We start from the raw sequence: 13,930 nt of genomic DNA on the forward strand, positions 1-13,930 counted from the left end.
CTCCTAAATTTTTGCCACATTAGAAATATCCATAGGCATTTCTTTATTAACAAAGCCTCCATTTGGATTTTTCTCACTCGGCTTAATAGCTTTTTTTGCGATTTTACAACCTTCAACCACAACCTTAAGTGTTTTAGGATACACCGCTAAAACTTTACCTGTTTTACCCTTATCATCACCTGTGATAATCTTAACGCTATCACCTTTTTTGATTTTTAATTTTATTGCCATTATAATACCTCCGGTGCTAGTGAAACAATTTTCATAAAGCCACCATATCTAACTTCTCTGCCAACAGGTCCAAAAATACGCGTTCCCACAGGCTCTCTTTTAGCATCAAGTATAACAGCCGCATTTTCATCAAAACGAATCAAAGAACCATTATCTCTATGAATTTCTTTTTTTGTTCTAACAATCACTGCTTTAACAACCTGACCTTTTTTCACTTTTCCATTAGGCAAAGCCTTCTTAACCGATGCGACTATCACATCACCTACGGTAGCATAGCGTCTTTTACTACCTCCTAAAACCTTAATACACATTAGCTCTTTTGCGCCACTATTATCAGCTACCGCAAGTCTTGTAAAACTTTGTATCATGACTCAGCTCCTGCTACTAATACAGATTTTAAGCGAAATGATTTTCTTTTTGAAATAGGTCTGCACTCTACTGCCGCAACCACATCTCCCACTTTAGCTTCATTTCTTTCATCGTGAATTAAATATTTTTTAAAGCGTTTAACAATTTTTCTATATCTTGGATGAACGACCTTTCTTTCTACCAAAATACTAGCTGTTTTATCTCCAGCAATTTTCACAACAACGCCTTGAATTTCTCTTTTAAATGTCATACTCAATCCTTATCTTAAAGCGCTAATTGCTGTATTTATTCTAGCAATGTCTTTTTTAACTTGACTAATTTCTTTAGGATTAGTCAATTGCATTGTTTTTAGCTTTTGTTTCAAGGTAAATAAAAGCAACTTTTTTTCTTTTAGCATAGCATTAAGCTCAACAGCTGTTTTATCCTTAATCTCAGTATATTTCATTTTGACTCTCTCTTGTAACAAACTTTGTCTTAAATGGCAATTTATGCATAGCTAAAGTTAGTGCTTGTCTAGCCATATCTTCGCTTACGCCAGCCATTTCGTAGATAATACGACCAGGCTTAATATTCATCACCCATTCTTCAACGCTACCTTTACCCTTACCCATACGCGTTTCTAAAGGCTTTTTTGTCAAAGGCTTATCAGGAAAAACTCTAATCCAAGTCTTACCCTGTCTTTTAACAAAACGCGTTAAAGCAATACGAGCCGCTTCTATTTGACGAGAATTAATACGCCCAGCCTCCGTTGCTTTTAAAGCATATTCACCAAAAGTAAATTCCGTTCCTCTATTTGCGTAACCTCTATTACGACCCTTCATCATTTTACGATATTTTGTTCTTTTTGGCATTAACATAGTTATTTACCCCTTCTTGTGCGTCTTGGCTTTTTCGCAGGTGCATTGTCTTCATTTTTTTCTGCTTGAAAGCCCTTTTGTAAAACTTCGCCTTTAAAAATCCACACTTTAACGCCTATATTTCCATAAGTTGTTCTTGCTTCTGCAAAACCATAATCAATCTTTGCTCTTAAAGTATGAAGCGGAACACGCCCTTCAAGATACCATTCTGTCCTAGCCATTTCAGCTCCACCCAAACGACCAGAAACAGAAACTTTAATCCCTTTCGCTCCAGCTTTTTGTGCACCTTGAATAACTTTTTTCATCGCTCTTCTAAAAGCAATTCTTTTTTCAAGTTGAGTGGCTACACTTTCAGCAGCAAGTTGAGCCGAAGAGCCCGCTTTTCTCTCTTCTTTAATGTTAATATTGACATCTTTTTTAATCAAATCTTGCAATTCTTTTTTCAAAATATCAACATCACTTCCTTTTTTACCAATAATAATGCCCGGTCTTGCAGCCACAACGGTAACGCGAAGTTTTTTAGCCGTTCTTTCTACTAAAATTTGAGAAATTCCAGCATAATAAAGCTTTCTCTTTAAAAAAGCTCTTATTTTATAATCCTCACCGATATTTTCTACCAAATTTGCTTTGGCAGGAAACCATCTTGACTCCCAGTTTCTATTAATTCCTAATCTTAGACCAATTGGATTTACTTTTTGTCCCATTTAGCTTTCCTTTTTTGCTGTTGCTTTTTTAGTGCTTGTAGTTTTCTTCACTACTTTAGCTGGAGTTTTTTTCTCCTCTTTTTTCACTTCAAGCTTTGCTACCTCAACCATAATATGAGAAGTAGGCTTTCTAATGCGACTTGCACTTCCTCTAGCACGCGGACGAAATCTCTTAAGAACCGCACCAGCATCAACACGGCAGCTTTTTACCACAACCTCATTAGCCTCAAAGCCTCCATTTGCCACAGCACTTGATATAGCATTAGCAATATATTTAGCACCCTTATTTGGCATAAATTTCAAACTCGCCATAGCAAGTTCAGCGTTCATACCCTGAACTTCTCTTGCAATGAGTCTTGCCTTAGTAGGAGATAATCTTATGAATTTAATCAATGCTTTACTCATACCGCTTCTCCCTTACTTACCAATTTTCTTTTGCACAGAGCCTTTATGACCCTTAAAAGTTCGTGTTGGCGCAAATTCGCCAAGCTTATATCCTATGTGATTTTCCGTGATATAGACAGGGATAAAAACCTTGCCATTATGGACATTAAAGGTTAGTCCTATCATATCAGGGATTATGGTGCTTCTACGCGACCAAGTTTTGATAGGTTTATTGTCATTAGTCTTTTTTGCTGCGATGACTTTTTTCATTACATGGTCATCTACAAAAGGACCTTTTTTGAGTGAACGAGCCATCTTATTTTCCTTTTCTTCTTGAAATGATTAATTTATCACTAGCTTTTTTACGACGAGTTTTCGCACCTTTAGTTGGTTTGCCCCAAGGCGTTACAGGATGACGACCTGAATTTTTCTTACCTTCACCACCGCCGTGTGGGTGATCGACTGGGTTCATTGCCGAACCTCTTGTTTGAGGGCGAATTCCCCTATGGCGATTGCGTCCTGCTTTACCTATGGTAATATTTGCCCATTCTTCATTGCCCACTTCGCCTATGCTAGCCATACATTCCGCTAAAACCTGTCTCATCTCACCGCTTGCAAGTCTTAAAATGACATATTTTTCTTCCTTACCCATAAGCTGTGCATAAGCACCAGCTGAACGAATCATTTGACCGCCTTTACCCGGTTTTAATTCGACATTATGCACGATAGTTCCCACAGGGATATTCTTAAGCTTCATTGCATTACCCGGCTTAATATCAAGCCCACTTTCTGCCGCCATAATCACATCGCCGACCTTTAAGCCTCTTGGCTGTAAAATATATCTTTTCTCACCATCTTTATAGGAAATCAAAGCAATACGACAATTTCTATATGGATCATATTCTATCGCCTCAACTCGACCTTCAATACCAAATTTACGGCGTTTAAAATCGATAATTCTATAAAGCTTCTTTGCACCAGCTTCTTTATGGCGACTTGTAATGCGACCATAGCTATTACGCCCTGCGTGTGCTGGAAGCTTGATAAGGAGAGAACGCACACTAGGCTTTGCTGTAATATCTTCTGAGCTTACACCAGTAATGTATCTTCTACTTGGAGTATAAGGTTTATAAGTTTTAATTGCCATCTTAAGCCTCCGCACTTTCTAAGCTAACTCCCTCAGGTAGCTTTACATAGAATTTCTTATAGTCGTTTCTTTGTCCCAAACGCCCTCTAAAACGCTTCACTTTTCCATTTATCTTTAAAGAATTAATACTTTGAGGCGTTACACCAAAATATTCTTTTAACACAGCCTTTAAGCCTGTTTTTGTCATTTTAGGAGAGGTTTGAATCACAACCACACCAAGTTCCTGTAAATTGAGGCTTTTTTCTGTATAAAGTATTGTTTTTATATCCGTAATATCTGCCATAATCATCCCTCTTTTGTAATTGATTCTAACGCTGATTTTTCTATAATCACAGCATTAAATACAGATACTAAATAAGCATTAACTTCCGTTACATCAACAACATAGCAATTTGCTAAATTTCTATATGCAAGAAGTGTTTTTTCATCTAGTAAATCTTTAACAATAAGTGCGTCTTTTACGCCAAGCTTCTTAATAACCGCATTTGCGTCTTTTGTTTTACCACTTTCTATATTTAAAGAATCTGTCATAAAAAGGGTGTTTTTAATCGCCTTATCGGCTAAAGCTCTTTCAAGTGCTAGTCTTTTTTGCTTTTTATTAACCTTTTGAAAATAATTTTTTTCATTTTTAGGACCAAAAGCCACAGCACCGCCTACCCAAACATTTGTTCTCGTAGAGCCAGCTCTTGCACCACCACGACCCTTTTGTCTCCAAGGCTTTTTACCTCCACCGCTTACATCACTTCTACCTTTAGTATGTGCGGTATTTGCCCTTAAACTTGCAAGATAAGATTTCACATACAAATAAAGATTATGTGGATTTACCTCAGCATATTTAGCAGGAAGTTCAAGCTCACCTGATTTTTCAAACTTTTCGTTTAAAACAACTACCTTACTCATTTTGCAATCCTTACTCTACCCATAGCACCATTAAAACCCGGCACTGCACCTTTTAAGACCAAAATTTTATTTTCCGCATCGTAAGATACAAGCTCGTTTTTAACGCTTACTTTTGTGTTTCCATAATGTCCAGCCATTTTCATACCCGGTTGCACACGACCAGGCCACTCTCTATTACCGATAGAGCCGTGTCTTCTATGAAATCTACTTCCGTGGCTTGCAGGTCCTCCGCCAAAATTATGTCTTTTCATCACACCGCTATAACCACGACCTTTGGAATTAAAGCTTACTTTTAGAATTTTTGCTTCGTTTAGTGGGCTTTCATCTAAGTCTCCAGCTTCTGTATTTGCAACCTCTAAAGTGGCAAATTTATTAAATTCTGCCGATAAATTATATTTTTTCTGCATACCAGCGATGCACTTATTATTTGCTTTTCCTTTAGAATAAGCGACCAAAGCCTTACCGCCCTCTTGCACTTCACAAACCTTAGCGCCTACAACTCTAAGTAAGGTTACGGCTATGCTTGGATTACTTACGGTTCTACTCATTCCTATTTTCTCTACGATATATTCCATATTTTATCCTTTATTTTCCCATAGCTCTAACTTCGACACTTACTTCTGGCGCTAAATCAAGCTTAGTTAAAGAATCAACCGTATCTGGAGTCGCTGCGACTATATCAAGCATACGCGCGTGAATTCTTATCTCAAATTGCTCACGAGAATCTTTGTTGATATGTGGAGATTTTAACACCGTATAGCGTTTAATCTTTGTAGGCATAGGCACAGGACCTCTTATATCCGCACCTGTTCTTTTAACAGCTTCTACTATAGCTGCAACTGTTCTGTCTAGTACTCGATGGTCATAAGCCTTGAGCTTAAGCCTAATTCTTTCCATAAATTTTCCTTTGTATAAAGAACTCGTTAGTTTGACTAACCAAAATAAAAATGGGAGTATAGTAAAATCGCCCTTCAAAAGTCAAGTAAATTGAGAATTTTTTGCTATTTTTTTCCTTTTATAAAGGATAAAAATCACATTTTAACCCTTTAAAATCCTCCCAAAATTTTTCCTTTGAGCTTATATCAAATTTTTTTGCTTTGTATGTAAAATACAATCTTTGAGAGTGCAACATTAATCTTTTTGCACCTGTAAGTTTAATCCTTTCATCTTGGCTTAGTTTTCCATCTAAAATTTGCTCGATTTGTTCTTTTTTTAAACCATAAAGAGGCTCACCTAAAATTTGATGACCGCTATGAAAAAGATGCAAACGAAGCTGATGTTGCCTACCCGTAAAGGGCTTACAAAGCACCAAACTAGCATTTAAGTCTGGGTAAAATCGCACTCTTTTAAAAAAACTTAAAGCTCTTTTTCCATCTTCACAAATTTGCATTCTTGTTTTAACATCATCATAATTTTGCGTTAAACGCATAGGCAAATCGACCTCAAATTCCTCCTTTATCAAGCCTTGCGTTAGAGCCAAATACTCCTTTTGAATTTCTCTTTTTTCAAACATAGTCTTAAATTCCACTTGTGAATTTTTAGTTTTAGCGACTAAAATTAGTCCGCTTGTTTCCCTATCAAGTCTATGGACCACACAAGCCTCCATTCCCCAAAGCTCCCAAATTTCATCACACAAGCTATACGCACAATGACGACCATTTGGATGGCTCAACACTCCACTTGGCTTTTCAAGCACAGCAAATTCCTCATTTTCATAAACGATTTTAACGCCTTTTGGAGCATTTTCATAAACGATTAATTCCACCACACCCTGCAAAATTTCATTTTTTTTCTTTACCAAATTTCCATTGCAAAAAAGTCTTTTTTTATCGATGAGTTTTTGAGCCTCATTTATGGGAATTTTTAAACTTTGCATAAGAAATAAAAATGCCTTTTTTTCGGCATTTGAAGGAATTTCTAATTTAATTTTTTTATAAGGCATTTTTTAACCTTTTTTAAAACTTGCTTTGCTACAATTTCACTTTTTTTAAATTATAACAAAAAAGGTTTATAGGCTATGGTTGAAAGATACAGCAGAGAGATTATGGCAAAAAAATGGGACTTAAATGCAAAATATGATGCTTGGCTTAAAGTCGAATTAGCCGCTGTAAAAGCGTGGAATAAACTTGGTCTCATCAATGATGAAGATTGCGAAAAAATTCAAAAAAATGCCAAATTTGACATTGCTAGAATTGATGAAATAGAAAAAACAACCAAACACGATGTAATCGCCTTTTTAACAAGTGTAAGTGAAAGTTTAGGCGAAGAAAGTCGCTTTGTGCATTATGCGATGACAAGCTCTGATTGTATCGATACGGCAGTAGCTTTACAAATGAAAGAAAGCCTAGAGCTTATCTTAGAAGATGTCGAGCTTTTACTAAAGGCTTTGAAAAAAAGAGCAAATGAGCATAAAAATACCTTGATGGTCGGCAGAAGCCACGGAATTCACGGAGAGCCTATTACCTTTGGGCTTGTTGTGGCGATTTGGTATGATGAGATTAAAAACGCTAAAGAGCTTTTACTTCACGCTAAAGAAACTATAAGCTATGGTAAAATAAGCGGTGCTATGGGGAATTTCGCTCACGCTCCACTAGAATTTGAAGAAGAAATTTGTAAAAATTTAGGCTTAAAACCAGCCCCCATTTCTAATCAAATCATACAAAGAGATCGCTACGCACAAGTGCTTTCAGCCCTTGCTATTTTAGCTGCAAGTTGTGAGCAAATCGCCGTTGCGATAAGACATTTTCAACGCACCGAAGTGTATGAAGCGGAGGAGTATTTTAGTGAGGGACAAAAAGGAAGCTCGGCTATGCCACACAAAAGAAATCCCGTGCTTAGTGAAAACATCACAGGACTTTGCAGAGTGTTACGCTCCTTTGTAACTCCAGCCCTTGAAAATGTGGCTCTTTGGCACGAAAGAGATATTAGCCACTCAAGTGTAGAAAGATTTATCCTTCCCGATGCTTTCATTACGGCGGATTTTATGCTAATGCGTCTTACAAATTTGATAGAAAAACTTCTTGTTTATCCTCAAAATATGATGAAAAATTTAAATCTTACTGGCGGACTTGTCTTTTCGCAACGCGTACTTTTAGAACTTCCTTTTAAGGGGTTAAGTCGTGAAGAAGCTTACAAAATCGTCCAAAGAAACGCTATGAGAGTATGGAAAGATTTACAAGAAGGCAAATCAGCACTAAATGAAAAAAACGAAAGCTTATTTTTACTCGCCTTACTTGACGATGAAGACTTAAAGGCTAAATTAAGCGAAGAAGATATACGCAAATGCTTTGATTATGCGTATTACACAAAAAATATTGATTCAATTTTTAATAGAGTATTTAAATAAAAAGGCAGATGATGAAAGTTATAAAAAGAAATGGTCGCACAGAAGAGCTTAATGTCTCTAAAATCAAAAAATGCACTATGGACGCGGTGAAAAATCTTGAAGGCGTCAGTTTAAGTGAGCTTGAGCTTGACGCAAAAATTCAGTTTCGTGATGGCATTACCACAGAGGAAATTCAAAAAACTCTCATTAAAACAGCGGTCGATAAAATCGACATTGATTGTCCCAACTGGACCTTTGTAGCGGCTAGGCTTTTTTTATTTGATTTATACAAAAAAGTCAATGGTATGAACCGCTATAATCATTTACGCGAGTATTTTGAAAGAGGTGAAAAAGAGGGGAGAATTTTACTAGGCTTAAAAGAAAAATACGACCTTGACGATTTAAACGCCTACATTAAACCAGAAAGAGATTTACAATTTACTTATCTTGGTATCAAAACTCTTTATGATAGATATTTGATAAAAAATTCTAAAGCCGAGCCGATAGAATTACCTCAACAAATGTTTATGGCTATTGCTATGTTTTTAGCACAAAATGAATTTGACCCTCAAGAATGGGCAAAGAAATTTTACGATCTCATCTCTAAATTTGAAATGATGTTAGCCACGCCAACCCTTTCAAACGCTAGAACAACGCGTCATCAACTAAGCTCTTGTTATATAGGAAGCACAGCGGATAATATTGAAGGCATTTTTGATAGCTATCAAGAAATGGCTTTGCTTTCTAAATTTGGTGGAGGCATAGGCTGGGACTGGTCTAAGGTGCGTGCTATGGGAGGAAGCATTGATGGGCATAAAAATGCTGCGGGAGGCATTATCCCCTTTCTTAAAATCACAAATGACATCGCTGTGGCGGTGGATCAGCTTGGCACAAGAAAAGGAGCTATCGCCGTTTATATCGAGCCTTGGCATATGGACATTAATGACTTTATCGATTTGCGTAAGAATTCAGGTGAGGAAAGGCGTAGAGCGCACGAGCTTTTCCCGGCACTTTGGATTAATGATATTTTTATGAAAAGAATTAAGGCAAATGATAAATGGACGCTTTTTGATCCTGCTGATACACCTGATTTATGCGATTTATATGGAGAAGCCTTTGAAAAGCGTTATGAAGAATATGAAAAAGATGACAGCATAGTAAAAGAAATTATTGACGCGAAAGAATTATGGAAAAAAATTCTTCTTAATTATTTCGAAACAGGATTGCCATTTTTATGCTTTAAAGACAATGCCAATAGAGCAAATCCAAATTCTCACACAGGCATCATAAGAAGTTCAAATTTATGCACAGAAATTTTCCAAAATACAGAGCCAAATTATTATCAAATCAAAGTTATTTTTGAAAATGGGGAAGAATTGCATTATGATGAGGAAGAGAGAGTTGTAATTGACGGCGGATACGAGAAGCCAGCTAAGAAAATTTCAACCTTAGATAGCATCAATGGACAAAAGGTTTTCATCGTAGAGAAATTTAAAAATGACGGAAAAACCGCCGTTTGTAATCTTGCTAGCATTAATCTTAGCAAGGTGCATACTAAGGAAGATTTAGCTAGGGTCGTGCCAATAGCAATTCGTATGCTTGATAATGTGATTGACCTTAATTTTTATCCGCACATTAAAGTCAAAAATACCAATTTAAAATCCCGTGCCATAGGGCTTGGAGTAATGGGCGAAGCACAAATGCTAGCAGAAAATCAAATTTTTTGGGGTAGCGAAGAGCATTTCAATAAAATCGATGAAATAATGGAATGTCTTAGCTATGAAGCCATTTTAGCAAGTTCAAATTTGGCTATTGAAAAAGGCTCTTATCCTGATTTTAAAGGCTCAAAATGGAGTGAGGGGATTTTCCCTATTGATGTGGCGAGTGAAAAGGCTAAGACTCTTACTTTAAGAGACGGACTTTTTGCACAAAGCTCTTGCGATTGGGATCAATTACGCCAAAAAGTCAAAAATGATGGTATGCGTAATGGCTACTTAATGGCGATAGCACCGACCTCAAGCATATCCATACTTGTAGGCACAACTCAAACTATAGAGCCTGTTTATAAACGCAAATGGTTCGAACAAAACTTAAGCGGTATGATCCCTGTTGTTGTCCCAAATTTAAATCTAGAAACTTGGCAATATTACACCCCAGCCTATGAGCTTGATCAAAAAATTCTTGTCAAAGCTGCCGCAGTGCGTGGCAAATGGATAGACCAAGGGCAAAGCCTCAATATCTTTTTATCTTTAGATAAGGCAAGCGGTGGGTATCTTAACGAAATTTATACTCTAGCGCACGAACTAGGGGTCAAATCGACCTATTATCTAAGAAGCGAAAGCCCAGATAGTGAAAAAATCAATGTTGCCGATAGAAGTATAGAATGTGAGGGCTGCCAGTAGGTAGCCTAATGCGTCTCGTTAATATCGACCTTTATTTTCTTCGTAAAAAACGCCTTTCTTCTCTTACAACTTCTAATGAAACGAATTTTAAAATCCCCCAAAGCGTTTTTAAACTTTAATCCGCGTGGCATCATAATGCTCTTTTGCATCATAGTTGTCCAAAAAGGGATATTTCCTCTATAATCACCCTCCTTTTCACATATACTATAATGGATTAAGGCTAGATGATTTCCCAAGTCAAATTCTTGCATTATCATTTCATCTTCTTTTAGCTTTTCATTATGACTGACATTGATGAGGGTGTAACCCCCCCCCCCCCCACATTTTTATCAAATAATTTTGCAATTTTTTGCAAAAATTCACTTGCTTCTTTTAAATCAAAATCTCCACTACGCACAAAAACAACATTTTTAGAAGAGAGAATTTTATCTTTGATAGGTATCCAGCGTTTTCTTGTCTGCTTATTTATTCTTTGAGCTTGAATTTCTAGCTCTTCATTTGAGAAAAAATGGTGAAGTGAAATCATACCATTAAGTCTATCTTTAACCTCCATAGGCTTTCTTTTTTCATCAACAATAAAACAAGAGAGAAAAAAGTCTCTAAAATCGCTTTTAAATAATTCAAAAACGACTTCTAATTTATCATTAATCATCCAGTCTAAAGGAGAGGCTAAATTCCTTAGATGATTTTTCCTTAAATGATGTGCCACTCTACAATGCGACCCTACACTTAGGATAAAATCGGTCTTTATTTTGGGAAATTTGAAATTGTGAAAATGATTGATTTGATTTTGCATTTTTATCCTTTCAATATAGCTTAGATTTTAGTCAAATTCACCAAAATCTAAGCGATTTATGCTCTCTACATCACAAAAAGCGTTGGAACTATGGTTGGATATTTTTTAATCTTTCTAAAAATATGTTTTCTAAGAACGGTGCGAATTTGATTTTCTAAAAATCTTGCGTCATTAAACCACTCATCTTTAGCATTAGTAAAAAACACGCTCAAAACATCAGCCATTTCCTTGCTAAAAGCGTGGTCGTGTTTATCTGCTACAAGTCCATAGCTAAAAACACGCGGCTTATTAATCAAAGTCTTAGTCGCCTTATCAATTTGAGCTATGATGACGACTATACCGCTATCAGCTAATTTTTGGCGGTCGATGACGACATCATCGGCGATTTGCTTGTTGATTTGATTATCTACAAAAATTTTGCCCGTTTTGACCGTTTTGACTCTTTTAATGTATTTTTGACACACTTCTACTTGATCGCCATCACTCATTAAATAAATATTTCTTTCAGGGATACCACACTTCATAGCCGTTTCTTTATGCTTAGTGATGTGATTATACTCTCCATGCACAGGTAAGAAAAATTTAGGCTTTACAAGAGTTAGCATTAGTTTTTGCTCTTCCATACTCGCATGCCCACTCACATGAATTTCGCTAAATTCTTGGTAAGCCACTTTCGCTCCCGCTTTTAAAAGATAATCAAGCACAGCCGAAACGCTAGCCTCATTTCCAGGAATCGCCTTAGCCGAGATGATGACTTGATCACTTGGCTTGATTTTGATGAATTTATGCTCATCTGTCGCCATTCTATAAAGCGCACTCATCGTTTCGCCTTGAGAACCTGTGGTTACGATTAGAATCTCATTATCTTTATACTTACTCACCTCATCGGCATCAATGAAAATTTTTCTATCAAGTTTAATATAGCCTAGCTCCATAGTTGTATAAAGATTACGCTCCATACTACGCCCTATCACACAGACTTTTCTACCATATTTTAAGCCATAAGTGATAGCTTGATAAACGCGGTGGATATTAGAACTAAAGGTGCTCATAATCACCCTGCCCTTAGTTTTAGCAAAAATTTGGTCAAAAGTCGGTCCCACAGAACTTTCACTCTTAGTATAGCCCTCTTTGTAGGAATTTGTGCTATCGCTTAAAAGGCACATTACGCCCTCCTCTCCATAATGTGCCAAGCGATGTAAATCCGTAGGATAGCCATCAATTGGCGTTTGGTCAATCTTAAAATCGCCCGTATGTATAATAGTCCCAGCCCTTGTTTTAACCGCTAAAGCCGAAGCGTCAATAATAGAGTGTGTTATATGTATCCACTCAACCTCAAATTCACCGATTTCATAAATGCGGCGTTTCTCCACAGGGCGAAACCACTTACGCTCCGCCTTTAAGCCGTGTTCTTCAAATTTATTAGAAATCATACCTAAGGCTAGGGGCGTAGCATAGATAGGAAACTGAAATTCCTTGAAAAAATACGGCACAGCCCCAATATGATCCTCGTGAGCGTGGGTGATAACAATACCTCGAATTTTATCTTTAATCTTACGCACATAATCAAAATCAGGTATGATAATATCCACCCCGTGCATAGTCCCATCTGGAAAACTCATACCAAGATCGATAATAATAGCGTCATTATTTGTCTCAAAAACGCTGATATTTCCGCCGATTTCCCCAAGCCCACCTAGAGGAGTAATGCGAATTTTATGCTCACTTGAATTGTTATATTTGAGAGGATTAAGTCTTGTTTCATGTGAAACACGATTTGCATCGATGCATTCTGCTAAAGCAATTTGCCAGTCTTCATTGCCTGTAAGTTTGGAGGGGAGATTGCGATTCCTTTTTTTCTTTTTTGCTTCATTAGGCTTTGCTTGTTCTGCATTTTCACTATTTTTTACGCCTTCTGTTTCTAAAGAATCTGCAAGTTTTCTGCGGCGATTTTTGTATTTGTAACGCTTATTGTTTTTGGAATTAGCATTAGGATTTTCCACATTTTGTTCGTTTTTTTCATTTTCGTTCATATTGATCCTTTAATTTTTCATAAATTTTAAGGTATGAATTAACGCAAAGTTCGTGAGGACGCACATTTTCTTTAAGTCCCAAATCCTCAAAAAGCTCCAAAAGCTTACACTTTTCGGCTTTTAAATTACTCAAAAGTTGTTTTCTTGGAGACTTAAAACAAATTCTAAGAAAGCTTTTAAAGCTATCAAGCTCACATATTTGCTTCAATTCTTTTTGTTTTATCAGTCTCATCACAGATGAAACAACCTTTGGAGGAGGATTAAAACACAAAGGACTTACATCAAAAAGTATTTCCCTTTCGCAAATCATCGCACTCAAAACACCAAGTGCGCCAAAATCACTACTTCCACTTTCGGCACAAAATTTCAATGCCATTTCTCTTTGCACCATTACAATCAAGCCCTTACAGTTTTCATCTTCTAAAGCCTGTAAAATCAGCTTACTAGCAATATAATATGGCAAATTTGCGACTAGAAAATACTTATCCTCATCAAAACAAAAAAGCTCACTTGCATCTTGATGAAGTAAAATAAATTTTTCCTCTTTTAATTCTTTTTGAAATTTATCTCTTAAAAAGCCTATAAGGTCAGCATCTATCTCATAAGCTTTAACAGGAGAAATTTTCAAAAGCTCTTGCGTTAAATCACCTAAGCCAGGCCCAATCTCAACGATTTTATTCACATCTTTGGGTATGGCTTGAGTGATTTTTGTCAAAATTTCCTTATCGTGCAAGAAATTCTGTCCGTATTGTTTCTTTGCTTTAATCATAAAGAACGATTTT

At 36.6% G+C, this 13,930-nt stretch carries 20 protein-coding genes; 2 read left to right on the forward strand and 18 right to left on the reverse strand.

The window, feature by feature from the left end; all coding sequences use genetic code 11:
* Positions 1-3 precede the first annotated feature (3 nt).
* From rplX to EL158_RS08255, 14 genes are all read right to left on the reverse strand, one after another.
* Positions 4-231 (reverse strand): 50S ribosomal protein L24, encoded by a 228-nt coding sequence (gene rplX / locus EL158_RS08190; protein ID WP_004275678.1) that lies wholly within the window; start codon positions 229-231, stop codon positions 4-6.
* Entirely contained in the window at positions 231-599 is a 369-nt protein-coding gene (gene rplN / locus EL158_RS08195) for a 50S ribosomal protein L14 (RefSeq protein ID WP_004275679.1), read from the reverse strand. Before rplN ends, rplX begins: the two co-directional genes overlap by 1 nt.
* The gene (gene rpsQ / locus EL158_RS08200; RefSeq protein ID WP_004278039.1) at positions 596-850 is read right to left on the reverse strand and encodes a 30S ribosomal protein S17; all 255 of its coding nucleotides are present in this window, start codon (positions 848-850) and stop codon (positions 596-598) included. Before rpsQ ends, rplN begins: the two co-directional genes overlap by 4 nt.
* 9 nt (positions 851-859) lie before the next feature.
* A complete protein-coding gene (gene rpmC / locus EL158_RS08205; RefSeq protein WP_004275681.1) occupies positions 860-1,045 on the reverse strand; it encodes a 50S ribosomal protein L29 in 186 nt (61 codons plus the stop codon).
* Complete coding sequence (rplP, locus tag EL158_RS08210; protein WP_004278040.1) at positions 1,032-1,457, reverse strand: 50S ribosomal protein L16; 426 nt, start codon at positions 1,455-1,457, stop codon at positions 1,032-1,034. The genes rpmC and rplP overlap by 14 nt, the downstream gene beginning before the upstream one ends.
* 2 nt (positions 1,458-1,459) lie before the next feature.
* A complete protein-coding gene (gene rpsC / locus EL158_RS08215; RefSeq protein WP_027304203.1) occupies positions 1,460-2,161 on the reverse strand; it encodes a 30S ribosomal protein S3 in 702 nt (233 codons plus the stop codon).
* Entirely contained in the window at positions 2,162-2,566 is a 405-nt protein-coding gene (gene rplV / locus EL158_RS08220) for a 50S ribosomal protein L22 (RefSeq protein ID WP_004278042.1), read from the reverse strand.
* A gap of 12 nt (positions 2,567-2,578) precedes the next feature.
* Positions 2,579-2,860 (reverse strand): 30S ribosomal protein S19, encoded by a 282-nt coding sequence (gene rpsS, locus EL158_RS08225; protein WP_004275685.1) that lies wholly within the window; start codon positions 2,858-2,860, stop codon positions 2,579-2,581.
* A gap of 1 nt (position 2,861) precedes the next feature.
* Positions 2,862-3,692 carry a 50S ribosomal protein L2 gene (gene rplB, locus EL158_RS08230; RefSeq protein ID WP_027304202.1) on the reverse strand — a complete coding sequence of 277 codons (831 nt, stop codon included), beginning with the start codon at positions 3,690-3,692 and terminating at the stop codon, positions 2,862-2,864.
* Position 3,693: 1 nt separating this feature from the next.
* Positions 3,694-3,975, reverse strand: a complete 282-nt coding sequence (locus tag EL158_RS08235; protein ID WP_027304201.1) for a 50S ribosomal protein L23 — start codon at positions 3,973-3,975, stop codon at positions 3,694-3,696.
* A gap of 2 nt (positions 3,976-3,977) precedes the next feature.
* Complete coding sequence (rplD, locus tag EL158_RS08240) at positions 3,978-4,592, reverse strand: 50S ribosomal protein L4 (protein WP_004278045.1); 615 nt, start codon at positions 4,590-4,592, stop codon at positions 3,978-3,980.
* The gene (rplC, locus tag EL158_RS08245) at positions 4,589-5,167 is read right to left on the reverse strand and encodes a 50S ribosomal protein L3 (RefSeq protein ID WP_027304200.1); all 579 of its coding nucleotides are present in this window, start codon (positions 5,165-5,167) and stop codon (positions 4,589-4,591) included. The genes rplD and rplC overlap by 4 nt, the downstream gene beginning before the upstream one ends.
* Positions 5,168-5,177: 10 nt before the next feature.
* A complete protein-coding gene (rpsJ, locus tag EL158_RS08250) occupies positions 5,178-5,489 on the reverse strand; it encodes a 30S ribosomal protein S10 (protein WP_004275690.1) in 312 nt (103 codons plus the stop codon).
* A 118-nt stretch (positions 5,490-5,607) separates the two neighbouring features.
* Positions 5,608-6,534, reverse strand: a complete 927-nt coding sequence (locus EL158_RS08255) for an RluA family pseudouridine synthase (protein ID WP_027304199.1) — start codon at positions 6,532-6,534, stop codon at positions 5,608-5,610.
* 75 nt (positions 6,535-6,609) lie between these two features.
* Between EL158_RS08255 and purB the strand changes: the two genes are divergently transcribed.
* Entirely contained in the window at positions 6,610-7,938 is a 1,329-nt protein-coding gene (purB, locus tag EL158_RS08260) for an adenylosuccinate lyase (RefSeq protein ID WP_027304198.1), read from the forward strand.
* 11 nt (positions 7,939-7,949) lie between these two features.
* A complete protein-coding gene (locus EL158_RS08265) occupies positions 7,950-10,319 on the forward strand; it encodes a ribonucleoside-diphosphate reductase subunit alpha (protein ID WP_027304197.1) in 2,370 nt (789 codons plus the stop codon).
* Between the two features lie 5 nt (positions 10,320-10,324).
* Here the strand turns inward: EL158_RS08265 and EL158_RS08270 are convergent, their stop codons facing one another.
* The 4 genes from EL158_RS08270 to rsmA form a co-directional block, all read right to left on the reverse strand.
* Entirely contained in the window at positions 10,325-10,576 is a 252-nt protein-coding gene (locus EL158_RS08270) for a hypothetical protein (protein WP_027304196.1), read from the reverse strand.
* An 11-nt stretch (positions 10,577-10,587) separates the two neighbouring features.
* A complete protein-coding gene (locus EL158_RS08275; RefSeq protein ID WP_174705427.1) occupies positions 10,588-11,115 on the reverse strand; it encodes a DUF1796 family putative cysteine peptidase in 528 nt (175 codons plus the stop codon).
* 65 nt (positions 11,116-11,180) lie between these two features.
* Positions 11,181-13,148: a ribonuclease J gene (locus tag EL158_RS08280; RefSeq protein WP_027304195.1), complete on the reverse strand. Its 1,968-nt coding sequence runs from the start codon at positions 13,146-13,148 to the stop codon at positions 11,181-11,183.
* Complete coding sequence (rsmA, locus tag EL158_RS08285; RefSeq protein ID WP_027304194.1) at positions 13,135-13,917, reverse strand: 16S rRNA (adenine(1518)-N(6)/adenine(1519)-N(6))-dimethyltransferase RsmA; 783 nt, start codon at positions 13,915-13,917, stop codon at positions 13,135-13,137. Before rsmA ends, EL158_RS08280 begins: the two co-directional genes overlap by 14 nt.
* Positions 13,918-13,930 lie beyond the last annotated feature (13 nt).

This window comes from Campylobacter upsaliensis (assembly GCF_900637395.1).
GTDB lineage: Bacteria > Campylobacterota > Campylobacteria > Campylobacterales > Campylobacteraceae > Campylobacter_D > Campylobacter_D upsaliensis.